The following is a 12,399-nucleotide window of genomic DNA, read 5'->3' as shown; positions in this document are numbered from 1 at the left end:
TGTGGAACACACCGAACGCAGAACGGCCCGGAACCTGTTGGTTCCGGGCCGGATCGGCTTTGCCTTGGTGGAGCTAAGGGGATTCGAACCCCTGACCTTCTCATTGCGAACGAGACGCGCTACCAACTGCGCCATAGCCCCAAGTGCTCGACCACACTAGCACCACCGTTCGGCCGAACCGAAATCGTGGCCAGCCGGTCGGGCGAGCCGCGACTCAGACCGCGCGGCGCCGACGCATGATCGCGTCGAGGTCGGCCTGCTGGTACGCGTCGTCGTCCAGGACACCCATGCCGGCCCACTTGCTCGGCGGACCCGTGGGCGTGGCCGGTTCGTCAGGCGTCGCGGCGACGAGCTCCGGGACGGCGGGAGCACGCAGCCCCAGCCGCTCGGCGAGACGCCCCTGGTCGTGCGCCGACAGCGACGCCGCCGCCTCTTCGAGCTCCGGACGCATCCGGGACACGGTGGCGAGCGACGGATCGGACTCCCCCGCACGGATCGCCGCGGCTTCGGCGTCCGCCTCGGCCTTGGCCTCGGCGACGCGCTCCTTGAGTCGCGCGGCGAGTTCGGCGGACGACTCCGGCGTGGCAGCGGGGGCCGTCGGACGCTCCACGTACAGCGGCTTCGGCACCCGGTTCGGGGTCCAGCTGCGGTCCTGCGCGGGTTCTGCGGACTGCTCGGTGGTCAGTGGCGGCGCCGGGTCCGTCCACGTGGTCGTGGGCCGGGAGGCACGGCTCGCGCCCGCCTCGGCCGCCGCGACACGGGTCTTCCGCGCCGTCGCCACCTGGTGCAGCTGGGCGAGGACCGCTGCGGACCCACCCGCGGCGAGGAGCCCGGCGACGCCGACGAGCCACAGGGCCGGTGCCGCGACGAAGACGACGAGCGCGACGACGACGCCGAGCGTGCCGAACAGGGTGGCTCCGAGGCGGGAGCGGCGCATGCGCATCGCGGTCAGGGCGGGCACCGACGACGCACGCTCGAGGACCGGGGCCTGCTCGGCGAGGCGGCGGGTGATCTCCCGCTGGCGCGCGGCTTCGTGGGCGCGGACGATGGCGGTGCGCTTGGCTTCTTCGGACCGGGCGACACGCTGCGCCTCGGCCAGTGACTTCGCGTTCATCTCGACACGGACCTCGTCGGGGAGCTCGGCGGTCTGCGCCAGGATCCGCAGGGTCTGCTGCAGCCGGATCGCGTTGCGTTCGGTGGCCAGGTACTGGCGTCGGGCGGCCCACGACGGCATCAGGTAGACGAGCCAGAGGACGGCCGCGACGAGCAGGACGATGCCGCCACCCCACGAGCCGATTCCTGCCATGCGAACACGGTAGGGGCGGGGGTATCCCCGTCGCGTGATTGCGGAACGCGTGTTGCGCGTGTCGCGGCGGAATCTACAGCCGGGGCGTGGTGGTGATCGGCAGCGCCGCTTCGTCACGGGCGGCGAGCGGTACGGCACCGAGGCCGGGTGGCACCTGCCCGCGGACCCACCGCTCGAGGACGCCCTCACGGACCTCTTCGGCCACGAGCGCGAAGCAGAAGTGGTCGCGCCAGTCGCCGTTGATGTGGATGTACCGGCGACGCAGCCCTTCGTACCGGAAGCCCAGCTTCTCGACGACGCGCAGGGACGGGGCGTTCTCGGGCCGGATGCAGATCTCGATGCGGTGCACCCCGACCGCGCGGAAGCAGTGGTCGACGGCGAGGGCGACCGAGATCGGGGTGACGTTGTGTCCGGCGGCGTCCTCGACGACCCAGTAGCCGATCGAGGCACTGGCCAGCGACCCGTAGGTGATGCCGGAGACGTTCAGCTGCCCGACGAACCGGCCGTCGAGCTCCATCGCGAACGGCAGTCCGAGTCCCGCGCGGGCGTTGGCCTGGAGCGCGCGGATGCTGCCGCGGACGTCGGTGGAGACGTGTCCAGAGGGGTTCGTGGCCTCCCAGGTGCGGAGCCACGATCGGTTCGACGCGAGTGCGAGGTCGAGGTCGCGCGTGTCACGGAGCCGGAGGGGCCGGATGGTGACCCGCCCGTGGGACAGGGTCGGGATCGTCGTCATCGCTTGGTTCCTCCGGGATCCCGCCGCTGTGCGGGACGGGGTGTCCCGCCCGGGTCCGTGTGCACGGACCCGGGCGGGATGGCCGACTCATTCGCCCGCGTTGAACTCCTTCAGCCACGACTTGAGGTCGGGGCCGAGGTCATCGCGGTCCGAGGCGAGCTGCACGATCGCCTTGATGTAGTCGAGTTTGTCACCGGTGTCGTACCGGCGTCCACGGAACACGACGCCGTACACGCCGCCGGTCCACTCTTCGGCGCTCGCCATCTTCATGAGCGCGTCGGTGAGCTGGATCTCGCCGCCCTTGCCGGGCTCCTGCTTCTCGAGGACGTCGAAGACCTCGGGGCGGATGACGTAGCGGCCGATGATGGCCAGGTTCGAGGGCGCCTCGCCCTGCGGGGGCTTCTCGACGAGCCCGGTGATCTTCACGACGTCGTCGGTGTCGGTCGGCTCGACCGTGGCGATGCCGTACAGGTGGGTCTGCGACTCGGGGACCTCGAGCAGCGCCACGATCGTGGCGTTCTTCTCACCCTGGACCTCGATCATGCGCTTGAGCAGCGGGTCGCGGGCGTCGATGATGTCGTCGCCGAGGAGCACGGCGAACGGCTCGCGGCCGACGTGCATCTTCGCGCGGAGCACCGCGTGGCCGAGGCCGAGCGGGTCGCCCTGACGCACGTAGTGCATGTCGGCGAGGTCCGTCGACTGGTTGACCTTCTGCAGCTTCTCGTGGTCACCCTTCTTCTTGAGGGTCTCCTCGAGCTCCGACACGTGGTCGAAGTGGTTCTCGAGTGCGTTCTTGTTGCGGCCCGTGATCATCAGGACGTCGGTGAGTCCTGCGCCGACGGCCTCTTCCACCACGTACTGGATGGCTGGCTTGTCGACGACGGGGAGCATCTCCTTCGGCATCGCCTTGGTCGCGGGGAGGAAGCGAGTGCCCAGCCCTGCCGCTGGGATCACCGCCTTGGAAATCTGGAAGCCCATGCCCCAGACCGTATCCGATCCGGGTTTCCGGGGCATGTCATCGCTACAGGGGACACGGCATCAGCGCGTTTCCCGGCGGGAAGCCGCAACGGATGCCCTCGGTAGACTCCTGCGCATGATCGCCGATCTCGGGAACGAGAAGCGCGCCCTGCGAGCCGAACTCCGGCAGCGGCGGCGCACCCGGACCACGACGGAACGCGACGCGGACAGCGCGGCGCTCACCGCCACCCTGCAGCGCTTCGCCGAGGAGCGCCAGGTCACCTCGCTGGCGCTGTACCTGTCGGCGTCCGACGAGCCGAACGTCCGCCCGTTCCTGAACTGGGCGTTCGCGCACGACATCCGCGTGCTCCTGCCGGTCACGCGCGAGGACGGCCTGCTCGACTGGGCGGTCGGCGACGGTGAGAGCGAGACCGAGGGGATCTTCGGCATGCCGGAGGTCGTGGGCGAGGTGCTGTCCCCGCTCGCCATCAACGACGTCGACGCGATCCTCGCTCCCGCGGCGGCGGTCGGGCACGACGGCGTCCGGATGGGATGGGGTCGCGGCTACTACGACAAGACCCTCGGGTCCATGGCGAAGCGCCCGCCCGTCTATGCTGTGATCTTCGACGCGGAGTACCTCGACGAGGTCCCGCGCGAACCCCACGACGAACCCGTCGACGGCATCATCACGCCGTCGCGCATCATCACGTTCCGGAGCTGACGTGCCCACCTACTCGTACCGTTGCACCGAGTGCGACAACGCGTTCGACATCAAGCAGTCGTTCTCCGACGCCACCCTGACCGAGTGCCCGGTGTGCGGCGGTGTCCTGCGCAAGGTGTTCTCCCCCGTCGGTGTGACGTTCAACGGCGGCGGCTTCTACCGCACCGACTCCCGCCCGGCGCCGAAGTCCGAGGGCTCGTCGAGCACGCCGGCGAAGTCGGAGACGAAGGCCACCCCCGCGAAGACCGAGTCGAAGCCGAGCACGCCGAAGCCCAGCGCGTCGTGACCACCAGGACTCCTCGCCGATAGGTTGATGGAGTCGCCGTCCGGCGGCTGTCCTCGACCGGAAGGAGTCCCGTGAAGGGCTTCAAGGAGTTCCTGCTCCGCGGCAACGTCATCGACCTGGCCGTCGCAGTCGTCATCGGTGCTGCGTTCACCGCGATCGTCACCACGATCGTCAACGCACTGATCAACCCGCTCATCGGCGCGGCGTTCAACGCGTCGAGCCTCGACGAGGCACTGGTCTGGAAGATCCCGACGGTGTCCGGCGGCCACGCGTCGATCCTCTTCGGCGCGATCATCGGCGCCGTGCTCAACTTCGTCATCGTCGCCGCGGTCGTCTACTTCGCCCTCGTCGTACCGGTCAACCACCTGAAGAAGGTGGCGTTCGAGCGCGTCAAGAACGACGAGGAGCAGACCCCGCAGGACGTGCCCCCGACCGACGTCGAGGTGCTGCTCGAGATCCGCGACCTGCTCCGCTCCCAGAAGGGTGTCTCGACGAGCACCGGGACCGGCGCCCACATCGCCCCGAACACCGCTCCCGAGGGACCCGGCATCGGCGGCTCGACGAAGCTCTAGCAGCGCACCGGAACCAGGTTCCGGACACGACACCACGGAGATCCGCGGTGCTGTGTCCGGAACCTGGTTTCGTTCGGGGCGGGTGACCGTCAGGCGGTGACGCGGCGGCGCTTCGCGAACATCGCCAGGGCGTACTGGATGCCGGCGAGCACGTGGCCCACGGTGCCGAGGTACACGAAGACCAGGGCGACGCCCCGCACCCACGGCGCGTTCTCGTCGACGGCGTGCACGGCCGAGAAGAGCAGCACCGGCAGGCCCACGAAGAGCAGTGCGGAACGGATCTTGCCCGTCCAGGTGACGTCGAGGTCCGGGTTGCCGCGGAACAGCACGCTCGACAGCACGACGAGCACGAGGTCGACGAGCACCACGACGGCGACGACCCACCACGGCAGCAGTCCGGTCAGCACGAGCGACAGCACGATCGCGATGATGGCGAGGCGGTCGGCGACGGGATCGATCGCCTTGCCGAGCTTCGAGCCCTGGTCGAACTTGCGCGCGATGAAGCCGTCCGCCCAGTCGCTCACCCCGATGACGACGAGTACGACGAGCGCCCAGCCCGGGTGTCCGGCGACGACGAGCCACACGAACACCGGGATCAGCAGCAGCCGGACCAGCGAGATCAGGTTCGGCCAGGTCTGCCAGTCGGGGCGCTGCCGTACGGTGTCAGTCATCGCAGGACAGGCTACCGGTTCACCAGTGGGGCGGGACGTCGCGCCGGAGCTGGTCGTCGTTCTCCCCGTCGCGGTGTCGCGCCGGTTCCGGTGGCGGTGCCGGGTCGTAGCCCGGCACCGGCTGGGTGGTGACACGTCTGCGGCGCCGCACCGGGCCTCCCGACAGATCGTCCGTCTCGCTTCCGGTCGACGCTGCTGGACCGGGAGGCGCGGCTGACGACGCGTCGTCGGCTCGCGTCCACGTGCCCACCAGCTGGTCCGTCTCCGGCGTCACCGGACCGGCGGGCCGCGAGGCCCGCCGACTCGGCCGGTCGGTCATCGGCGGGCGGGAATCGGCGGGATCGAGATCTCCTGCGTGGCACCACGGTCGACACCGAGCACCGCGGCGACGGTGTTCGCGACGCGGTCCGGGTCGGAGAACAGCTGGAACGCGTGCACCCGCACGTAGTGCCAGCCGAGTCGGCGCAGGACCTCGGGGCGCAGGCGCAGGGACTCGCGCAACGAGCCCTTGACGAGCGACGCGTCGGTCTCGATCGTGACGCAGACCCCGCCGTGCGCGGCCACCAGGCCGAGCTTGCCGCGGTGCCCGAGCGCGACCGGGATGCCACGCATCTCGAGCCGGCGGGCCAGGTCCACGAGCAGCGGGTCGGAGTCGTCCGGCACGTACTCGGCGGTGGTGCGCGCACGCACCTCGGCCAGGATCTCGGCGAGGGCGACGGTGCCGTGGCCCATCCGCTCGGCCTCGATGTCGGACGGCTGGAAGCAGGTGACGATCACCATCGAGCGACGCGCACGGGTCATCGCGACCGCCAGCAGCCGCTCGCCGCCGGGCTTGCCGAGCGGACCGAAGTCGCGCAGGACGCGGCCGTGCGGGGTGCGGCCGTAGCCGATGGAGAACACGACGCGGTCGCGGCTCTGCGCCACCGACTGCTCGAGCGTCGCCACGATGAACGGCTCGGCACGGTCGCCGATGACGAACTCGGTCAGGTCCTTGTGGCCCTGCGCCGCGGTCAGCACGGCCTGCTCGACGCGCACGGCGTGCTTCGCCGAGGCGGTGATGACCATGAGCGACTCGCTCGGGCGGGTTCGGGCGTGGTCGATGACGAGTCGGACCACGCGGTCCACCTCGGCGTCGACGCTCTCGACGGCGCCGGACTCGGGGTCCGGCACGGCCTTGCCGTCGCTGACGTAGTCGAGCGCGATCGAGCCGTGGCCGAGGAACGATCCGGCCCACGGGAGCGACTCGATCTTGCCGCCGTAGAAGCGACGGTTCACGAGCTCGGCCAGGTCCTCGCCGCCGGCACGGTACGACCGCGAGAGCGACAGGGTCGGCAGCAGGGTGGAGAGCTTCGCCAGGGCGGAGTCGGCGTGGAAGGCGTCGAGGGTGCCCTCGTCGACCTGCAGCGCACGGTGCTCGGGGTCGACGGTGATGCGGAACGGCGACGGCGTCTGCGTGACCGGGTCACCGAAGACGACGGTCTGGCGCGCACGACGGACGGCTCCGACGGTCTCGGCGATCGTCACGGCTCCGGCATCGACGAGGATCACGGTGTCGAACGGCATCGTGTCGGCGATCTGCGAGACCTCGTACGGGCTCGCGAGCCACACGGGCGCGATGGATCGGGACAGGTGCGGTGCGGAGTCCTGGAGCAGCCGCGAGGTGATCGCACCCTCGCGCAGCTGGGTCTTCAGCGCCGTGGCCTCTTCCGGCCAGTCGACGAGTCCGACCTTCCAGTTCTCGGCGAGCTGCCACGCGAGGCCCTGGGAGACCCCGGCCGCGTGGGCGTCGTCGACGAGGCGGAAGTCGGCCTCGACCCGGTCGAGCATGTCGGTGTTCGCGCCGAGCAGGGCCCGGTCGGACTCGAGCATGGTCTCGAGCGCGGACTGCCACCAGGCGAGCTCGAGCTCGGCCGGCACCTGCAGGTCCGGCACGTGCCGGTTCGCCAGGTCTGTGATGAGCGGCTCGAGCTGCAGGTCGCGCAGGGTCTGCATGAGCTCGGTGCGCTCCTGCAGGTTGTGCAGGACGTCGGACTCGGCCGCGAGCTCGGCGATGGTGGGGACGAGCTGGTCGACCGGGGTGTTCGCGAGCTGACGGTCGCGCTCGGTCCGGCCGAGCGGCTCGTCGAGGCGCGCGAGGTCCTCGGCGACGTTCGAGAACAGCACCTGCACGTCCGCGATGCCCGTGGGCACCTCGGGGTTCACGCCGGCGGCGACGTAGCGCTGCCAGAGCACGCGCTGCTGCTGCACCCGGGTCAGGGCCTCGTGCAGGTCGGAGACGTGCACGCCGGGGCGGACGTACTCGCGAGCGAGCTTCTTCAGGCGACGACGGTTCGTCGAGGACATCGGGGCACCCTCGCCACGCGGGGCCGTGGCGGCGACGAGCTCCGACACCGAGCGGTCGAAGACCACCGGCAGGAAGCGGTCGAGGGTGTCACGGATCTCGGTGAGCAGGCGCAGGTAGATGCCGAGCTCGTTGATCGTCGTGAACTGGCGCATGTGCGTCGTGGCGACGAGGTCGTGCGCGCGGCGGAGGAGCGTCGGCAGCCCCTCGGAGTCGAGGTCCTTGGCGATGCGGTGGGCGCGCTGGGCGCCGTCGCTGGTGGAGAACTTCGCGCCGTACCAGGGCGAGTCGTCGGGGCCGTAGCGGAACTCACCGAGGTTGGCCGCGCTGACCATCGTCTCGGCGACACGCGAGCGCCCCTCGACCATGGACGCCACGGACTGCTTCGACAGACGCGCGGTCGTCGACGGTGGGACCGGCAGGAGCGACAGCCGCGAGAGCTCGACCAGGCAGTCGAGCACCGAGACGCCGAAGTCGGCGTCCTTGCGGGTGAGCGAGCCGCGGTAGTCCTTCAGGACCTTGCGGAGCCGGACCAGGGCGTCGTCGACCTCGCGGAGGTTCGGACGTGCGGCCTTCTCGTTCCGCGCGATGGCACGGACGACGTCACGGCGCAGGGTCGAGGGCGTGACCGCGACGCCGGGCAGCTGCACCTCGCCGAAGCGGGCCGCGATGCCCCGCAGGGTCGCACGGCGCGGGCTCACCACGAGGACGCGCTTGTTCGCGGCGACCAGGCCACCCAGGGCGTTCACGATCGTCTGGGTGCCGCCGGTGCCGGGCAGGGTCTTCACGACGATGGAGTTGCCGGCCGCGATCTGCGCGATCACGTTCTCCTGCTCGTCGTCGGCGTCGAGCAGCAGGGTGTCGGTCTCCGGGCTGCGCTCGTCCGACGGCGTCTGCTCGACCGGGTGGTAGGACTGCTCGACCTGCCACTTGGCGCTCGGGTTGCCGGCGAGGGCGTCGAGCACCGGGTGGGACAGGTCGCCGGTGTCCTCGACCATGCCGGTCGCGACCTCGGCGAACGTGGAGACCACGAGCCGGGCGTGCACCGAGAAGCCGGGGATGTGCGCGGTCAGGCCGCGCAGTCGGTCGATGACGGGGTTCGGGGTGAACGAGCCGTCCTGCTGGGCGAGCGCCACGAAGGACTGCGCGTCGAGGATGACGCCGAACTGTTCGTGCAGGGCGTCGGCGAGCCCCGGGTTGAGCACGGGCTCGCCGAGGAGTCGGACCTCGAAGTCACGGCCGTGGCGGCGGATCGCCAGCGGGCGCAGGAGCACCGGGCCGCGGAACTGCTCGTCGCCGTGCTTCCAGTCGGCCATGCCGATGCCGAGCTTGACGGCGTCGATGCCGCGCACCGTCGCGAGCTCGGTGCCCTTCGCCTCGACCTGGCCGGCGGCGACACGGGCGGCACGGATGGCCACCTCGTCGCGGATCAGGCTGGACAGCAGGGTGGTCTTGCCGGTGATGAACTGGGCGAGGCCGCCCGGGTGCGTCGTCGACAGCTCGATGCGGGCGCGGGGGTGGTCGCTGAAGTGGGTGAGCGGGCTCGTGCCGCCGACGCCCGTGAGCTGGCCGCGCCAGCCGTCCCACGTCGGTTCCGCCGCGTTGCCCGCCTGCAGCCGGGGGTCGCCGAGGCTGATCGCCTGCGGGCTGGTCAGCTGCAGTTCCGGGCGGAGCGTACGGTCCGGTTCGTCGTCGGTCCGGTCCTCGTCCACGTCCTGCTGCTCGTCTCGGTCGTCTCGCTCATCGCGGTCGTCTCGCTCGTCGTCGGGGCGCGCGGGGGCACCCTCGACGGGGACGTCGTCGTTCACGTCGTCCTCACCGTCGGTCACCCTGTCCGCTCGCCACACATCCGACACTGTAGGCGGGAACGCGCGCCCTCTCTGGCAATGAACCGAGGTTTCGGGGTTTCCGGCCGACGCGGCACCCGCCAGACCGGCCGCGTCGCACGGCCGATGGGACGCCCGTGGCGTCCGATGTGGTACCAACGGGGCATGGCCATCGACGACCGCACCACCCCGTCCGCCCCCACGCCGAACCGGCGTCGATCGGTCCCCGCCGAGATCTCCCGCTCGTGGCTGCTCGTCTCCGGTACCGCGACCGACCGGTTCGAGAAGTCCCAGCGGTCCCGCGCCGACCAGATCATCCTGGACATCGAGGACGCCGTCGACCCCGCCGCCAAGCCCTCGGCACGGCAGGGCGTCGCCGCGTGGCTGGCCGGCGGCGGCGAGGCCTGGGTGCGGATCAACGACGTCACGACCGACTTCTGGGCCGACGACGTCGAGGAGCTCCGCGGCCTGCCCGGGCTGCAGGGCGTGATGCTCGCGAAGACCGAGTCCCCGGCGCAGGTCACCGACACGTGGCACCGGCTCGGCGGCCAGACCCCGGTGATCGCCCTCGTCGAGTCGGCGCTCGGCATCGAGGAGTCCGTCTCGATCGCGCGGGCGCAGGGTGCGTTCCGGCTGGCGTTCGGCTCCGGCGACTACCGCCGCGACACCGGCACGAGCGCCGACACCCTGGCGATGGCGTACCCGCGGTCGAAGCTCGTCGTCGCCTCGCGCGTCGGCGACCTGCCCGGCCCGATCGACGGCCCGACGGTGGGGTCGTCGCACCCGATCCTGCGCGAGCAGTCCCAGGTCGCGGTCTCGCTCGGCCTGACCGGCAAGCTGTGCCTGGACACCGAGCAGCTGCCCGTCATCAACGAGGTCATCTCCCCCACGCCGACCGACGTCGCCTGGGCGCAGGACTTCCTCGACGACTTCGAGGCCCGCGGCAAGGTCATCCGCGACGGATCCGACCTGCCGCGCCTGGGTCGGGCGCAGAAGATCCAGCGACTCGCACAGGCGTTCGGCGTGGAAGCGCGGTAGGACTGCTCCCATGACCTGGTCCAACGTCCCCGGCGGTCCGCCGCAGTCCTCGCCCGGCCCCCAGGACCCGCAGCGCGCGGCCTGGGAGCGCGGTGGCACCACGCTGTTCCCGCCCGCGAAGCTCGCCGACCGGATCTCGACCGTGCTGCTGCTGGCCTTCGGTGCGGTCATGACGATCGTCACCGCCGTCGTCGGCATCATCGCAGTCATCTCGGCGACCGCGACGTGCGACGCCTCGGCCGGGTGCACTCCCGGCGGCTACATCGGCGGTACGGCCATCGCGGTGGGTGGTGCGTTCGTGATCGGCGTCGCCACGATCGTGCTGGCGATCGGCGCGTGGATCCGCCGGAAGTCGTCGTGGTGGATCGCCGCGGTCGGCTTCGTGCTCGCGATCGGCGTGATCGCGTGGGGCGGGGTCGTCTTCGCGAACGCGGCCGACGGCGAGACCGCGTCGTCGTCGGTGTCCGCGAGCGCCTAGCGCCGACGCGCACCGCGCTGGTCCTGCCGGACCGACTCCGAACGACACGATCGATGTCTCACGACGTCGAGACTGTCGCACCGCGTCGCGTCGCGCGGGCAGACGCGACCGGGCGCCGGACGGGAGGCCCGTGGCGGACACGGCCCCGGGCCTCCCGTCCGACACGGCGTAGCGTCCAGGGCATGGTGACGGTGTCGCGGACGACGGTCGCGGTGGTCGGCGGCGGCCCCGCCGGGGTCGTCCTCGGACTACTGCTCGCCCGGGCCGGCATCGACGTGCGCGTCATCGAACAGCACGACGACTTCCACCGGGACTTCCGGGGCGACACCGTGCACGCCTCGACGATCCGGTTGCTCGACGAGCTCGGCCTCGGCGAGCGCTTCCGGGCGCTGCCGCAGTCTCGGCTCGACGACTTCTCCCTGCCGATGCCCGACGGGTCGCGGCTGCTGCTCGGTGACTTCTCGCGGCTCGAGCCCCCGTACGACCACGTGGCGATGGTGCCGCAGTGGGACCTGCTCGACCTGCTCGTCACCGCTGCCCGGCAGGAACCGTCGTTCGACATCGCGATGGGCCTCGCGGCGACCGGGCTCATCGAGGAGAACGGCGTCGTCACCGGGGTGCACCTGCGCCGGCGCGACGGGAGTGGGGACGCGGAGGAACTCCGCGCCGACGTCGTGATCGCGTGCGACGGACGGAACTCGGTCCTGCATCGGGCCGCGGGCTTCGTGCCGCGGGCGTTCCCGGTGCCGTTCGACACCTGGTGGTTCCGGCTGCCCCGGCGTCCGGGAGACGCGGCGAGCGCCCTGACGCCGGCGTTCTCCGACCGGGACGTGCTGCTGAGCTTCCCGCGGCCCGACTACCACCAGGTCGCGTACTTCGCCCCGAAGGGTTCGGACGCTGCACTGCGGGCCGAGGGCGTCGGCGCCTTCCGGGCGCGGGTGGCCCGGCTCCGTCCGGACTTCGCCGACCGGGTCGACGCGATCGGCTCGATGGACGACGTGCACGTGCTCGACGTCCGGATGGACCGGTTGCGGCGGTGGTGGCGGCCGGGTCTGCTGTGCATCGGCGACGCGGCCCACGCGATGTCCCCCGCGGGTGGGGTGGGGATCAACCTGGCGGTGCAGGACGCCGTGGCGACCGCCGCGATCCTGGTGCCGGCGCTCCGGCACGGGCGGAGCGGTCCGGCGCTGAACCCTGCGCTGGCCGCGGTGCAGCGCCGTCGGAGGCCACCGGCCGTGGTCGTCCAGTCGGCGCAGGCCGTACTGCACCGCGTCGTCTTCGAGCGGGCGTTCGCGGGGCAGCTGCGGAACGGGCCACCGCTGCTGCCCGTGCTGCTCGCCCGGTACGTGCCGCCGTCGCGGGGCCTCTACGCCCGGGGCATCGCCTTCGGCCCGCTGCCGGAGCACGCGCCGGGCTGGGCGCGGCGCTGAGCCGGGGACGAGCGACGCACCCTGGGCGTGACCGTGCGCC

The 12,399-nt window shown here is 71.5% G+C and carries 11 protein-coding genes and 1 tRNA gene; 6 read left to right on the top strand and 6 right to left on the bottom strand.

What is annotated here, in order from left to right:
* Positions 1-65 precede the first annotated feature (65 nt).
* The 4 genes from EDF63_RS06405 to galU form a co-directional block, all read right to left on the bottom strand.
* Positions 66-141, bottom strand: a tRNA-Ala gene (locus EDF63_RS06405).
* 73 nt (positions 142-214) lie between these two features.
* Positions 215-1,306, bottom strand: a complete 1,092-nt coding sequence (locus tag EDF63_RS06400) for a hypothetical protein (protein ID WP_185021302.1) — start codon at positions 1,304-1,306, stop codon at positions 215-217.
* Positions 1,307-1,379: 73 nt separating this feature from the next.
* The gene (locus tag EDF63_RS06395; protein WP_111086296.1) at positions 1,380-2,039 is read right to left on the bottom strand and encodes a GNAT family N-acetyltransferase; all 660 of its coding nucleotides are present in this window, start codon (positions 2,037-2,039) and stop codon (positions 1,380-1,382) included.
* Between the two features lie 87 nt (positions 2,040-2,126).
* Positions 2,127-3,017 (bottom strand): UTP--glucose-1-phosphate uridylyltransferase GalU, encoded by an 891-nt coding sequence (galU, locus tag EDF63_RS06390; RefSeq protein ID WP_123312114.1) that lies wholly within the window; start codon positions 3,015-3,017, stop codon positions 2,127-2,129.
* A gap of 115 nt (positions 3,018-3,132) precedes the next feature.
* Here galU and EDF63_RS06385 point away from each other — a divergent pair, with 115 nt between their 5' ends.
* The 3 genes from EDF63_RS06385 (at position 3,133) to mscL (ending at position 4,575) form a co-directional block, all read left to right on the top strand.
* Entirely contained in the window at positions 3,133-3,717 is a 585-nt protein-coding gene (locus EDF63_RS06385; RefSeq protein ID WP_111086298.1) for a 5-formyltetrahydrofolate cyclo-ligase, read from the top strand.
* A gap of 1 nt (position 3,718) precedes the next feature.
* Complete coding sequence (locus tag EDF63_RS06380) at positions 3,719-4,003, top strand: FmdB family zinc ribbon protein (RefSeq protein WP_123312113.1); 285 nt, start codon at positions 3,719-3,721, stop codon at positions 4,001-4,003.
* Positions 4,004-4,074: 71 nt separating this feature from the next.
* Positions 4,075-4,575 carry a large conductance mechanosensitive channel protein MscL gene (gene mscL, locus EDF63_RS06375; RefSeq protein ID WP_123312112.1) on the top strand — a complete coding sequence of 167 codons (501 nt, stop codon included), beginning with the start codon at positions 4,075-4,077 and terminating at the stop codon, positions 4,573-4,575.
* Positions 4,576-4,664: 89 nt separating this feature from the next.
* On the opposite strand, the gene EDF63_RS06370 is transcribed toward mscL, so the two are convergent.
* Together EDF63_RS06370 and EDF63_RS06360 are read right to left on the bottom strand one after the other, a co-directional pair.
* Positions 4,665-5,246, bottom strand: a complete 582-nt coding sequence (locus tag EDF63_RS06370; RefSeq protein WP_123312111.1) for a CDP-alcohol phosphatidyltransferase family protein — start codon at positions 5,244-5,246, stop codon at positions 4,665-4,667.
* A 315-nt stretch (positions 5,247-5,561) separates the two neighbouring features.
* Positions 5,562-9,416, bottom strand: coding sequence for an ATP-binding protein (locus EDF63_RS06360; protein WP_123312109.1), 3,855 nt, complete (start codon positions 9,414-9,416; stop codon positions 5,562-5,564).
* A 162-nt stretch (positions 9,417-9,578) separates the two neighbouring features.
* Here EDF63_RS06360 and EDF63_RS06355 point away from each other — a divergent pair, with 162 nt between their 5' ends.
* The 3 genes from EDF63_RS06355 to EDF63_RS06345 all read left to right on the top strand — a co-directional run bounded on the left by EDF63_RS06355 (position 9,579) and on the right by EDF63_RS06345 (position 12,359).
* Complete coding sequence (locus EDF63_RS06355; RefSeq protein WP_111086303.1) at positions 9,579-10,451, top strand: CoA ester lyase; 873 nt, start codon at positions 9,579-9,581, stop codon at positions 10,449-10,451.
* A 10-nt stretch (positions 10,452-10,461) separates the two neighbouring features.
* Positions 10,462-10,929, top strand: a complete 468-nt coding sequence (locus tag EDF63_RS06350; RefSeq protein ID WP_123312108.1) for a DUF6264 family protein — start codon at positions 10,462-10,464, stop codon at positions 10,927-10,929.
* Between the two features lie 182 nt (positions 10,930-11,111).
* On the top strand, positions 11,112-12,359 hold the full coding sequence (locus EDF63_RS06345; RefSeq protein WP_123312107.1) for an FAD-dependent oxidoreductase: 1,248 nt from the start codon (positions 11,112-11,114) through the stop codon (positions 12,357-12,359).
* Positions 12,360-12,399 lie beyond the last annotated feature (40 nt).

This window comes from Curtobacterium sp. JUb34 (assembly GCF_003755065.1).
GTDB lineage: Bacteria > Actinomycetota > Actinomycetes > Actinomycetales > Microbacteriaceae > Curtobacterium.
This window is presented reverse-complemented; position numbering and strand designations above follow the sequence as displayed.

Bases quoted from the DNA above. Each gene is read 5' to 3' on its own strand.
- EDF63_RS06345 (WP_123312107.1), top strand. From the start codon at position 11,112: ATGGTGACGGTGTCGCGGACGACGGTCGCGGTGGTCGGCGGCGGCCCC.
- EDF63_RS06400 (WP_185021302.1), bottom strand. From the start codon at position 1,306: ATGGCAGGAATCGGCTCGTGGGGTGGCGGCATCGTCCTGCTCGTCGCG.
- galU (WP_123312114.1), bottom strand. From the start codon at position 3,017: ATGGGCTTCCAGATTTCCAAGGCGGTGATCCCAGCGGCAGGGCTGGGC.
- EDF63_RS06395 (WP_111086296.1), bottom strand. From the start codon at position 2,039: ATGACGACGATCCCGACCCTGTCCCACGGGCGGGTCACCATCCGGCCC.
- EDF63_RS06370 (WP_123312111.1), bottom strand. From the start codon at position 5,246: ATGACTGACACCGTACGGCAGCGCCCCGACTGGCAGACCTGGCCGAAC.
- EDF63_RS06385 (WP_111086298.1), top strand. From the start codon at position 3,133: ATGATCGCCGATCTCGGGAACGAGAAGCGCGCCCTGCGAGCCGAACTC.
- EDF63_RS06355 (WP_111086303.1), top strand. From the start codon at position 9,579: ATGGCCATCGACGACCGCACCACCCCGTCCGCCCCCACGCCGAACCGG.
- EDF63_RS06350 (WP_123312108.1), top strand. From the start codon at position 10,462: ATGACCTGGTCCAACGTCCCCGGCGGTCCGCCGCAGTCCTCGCCCGGC.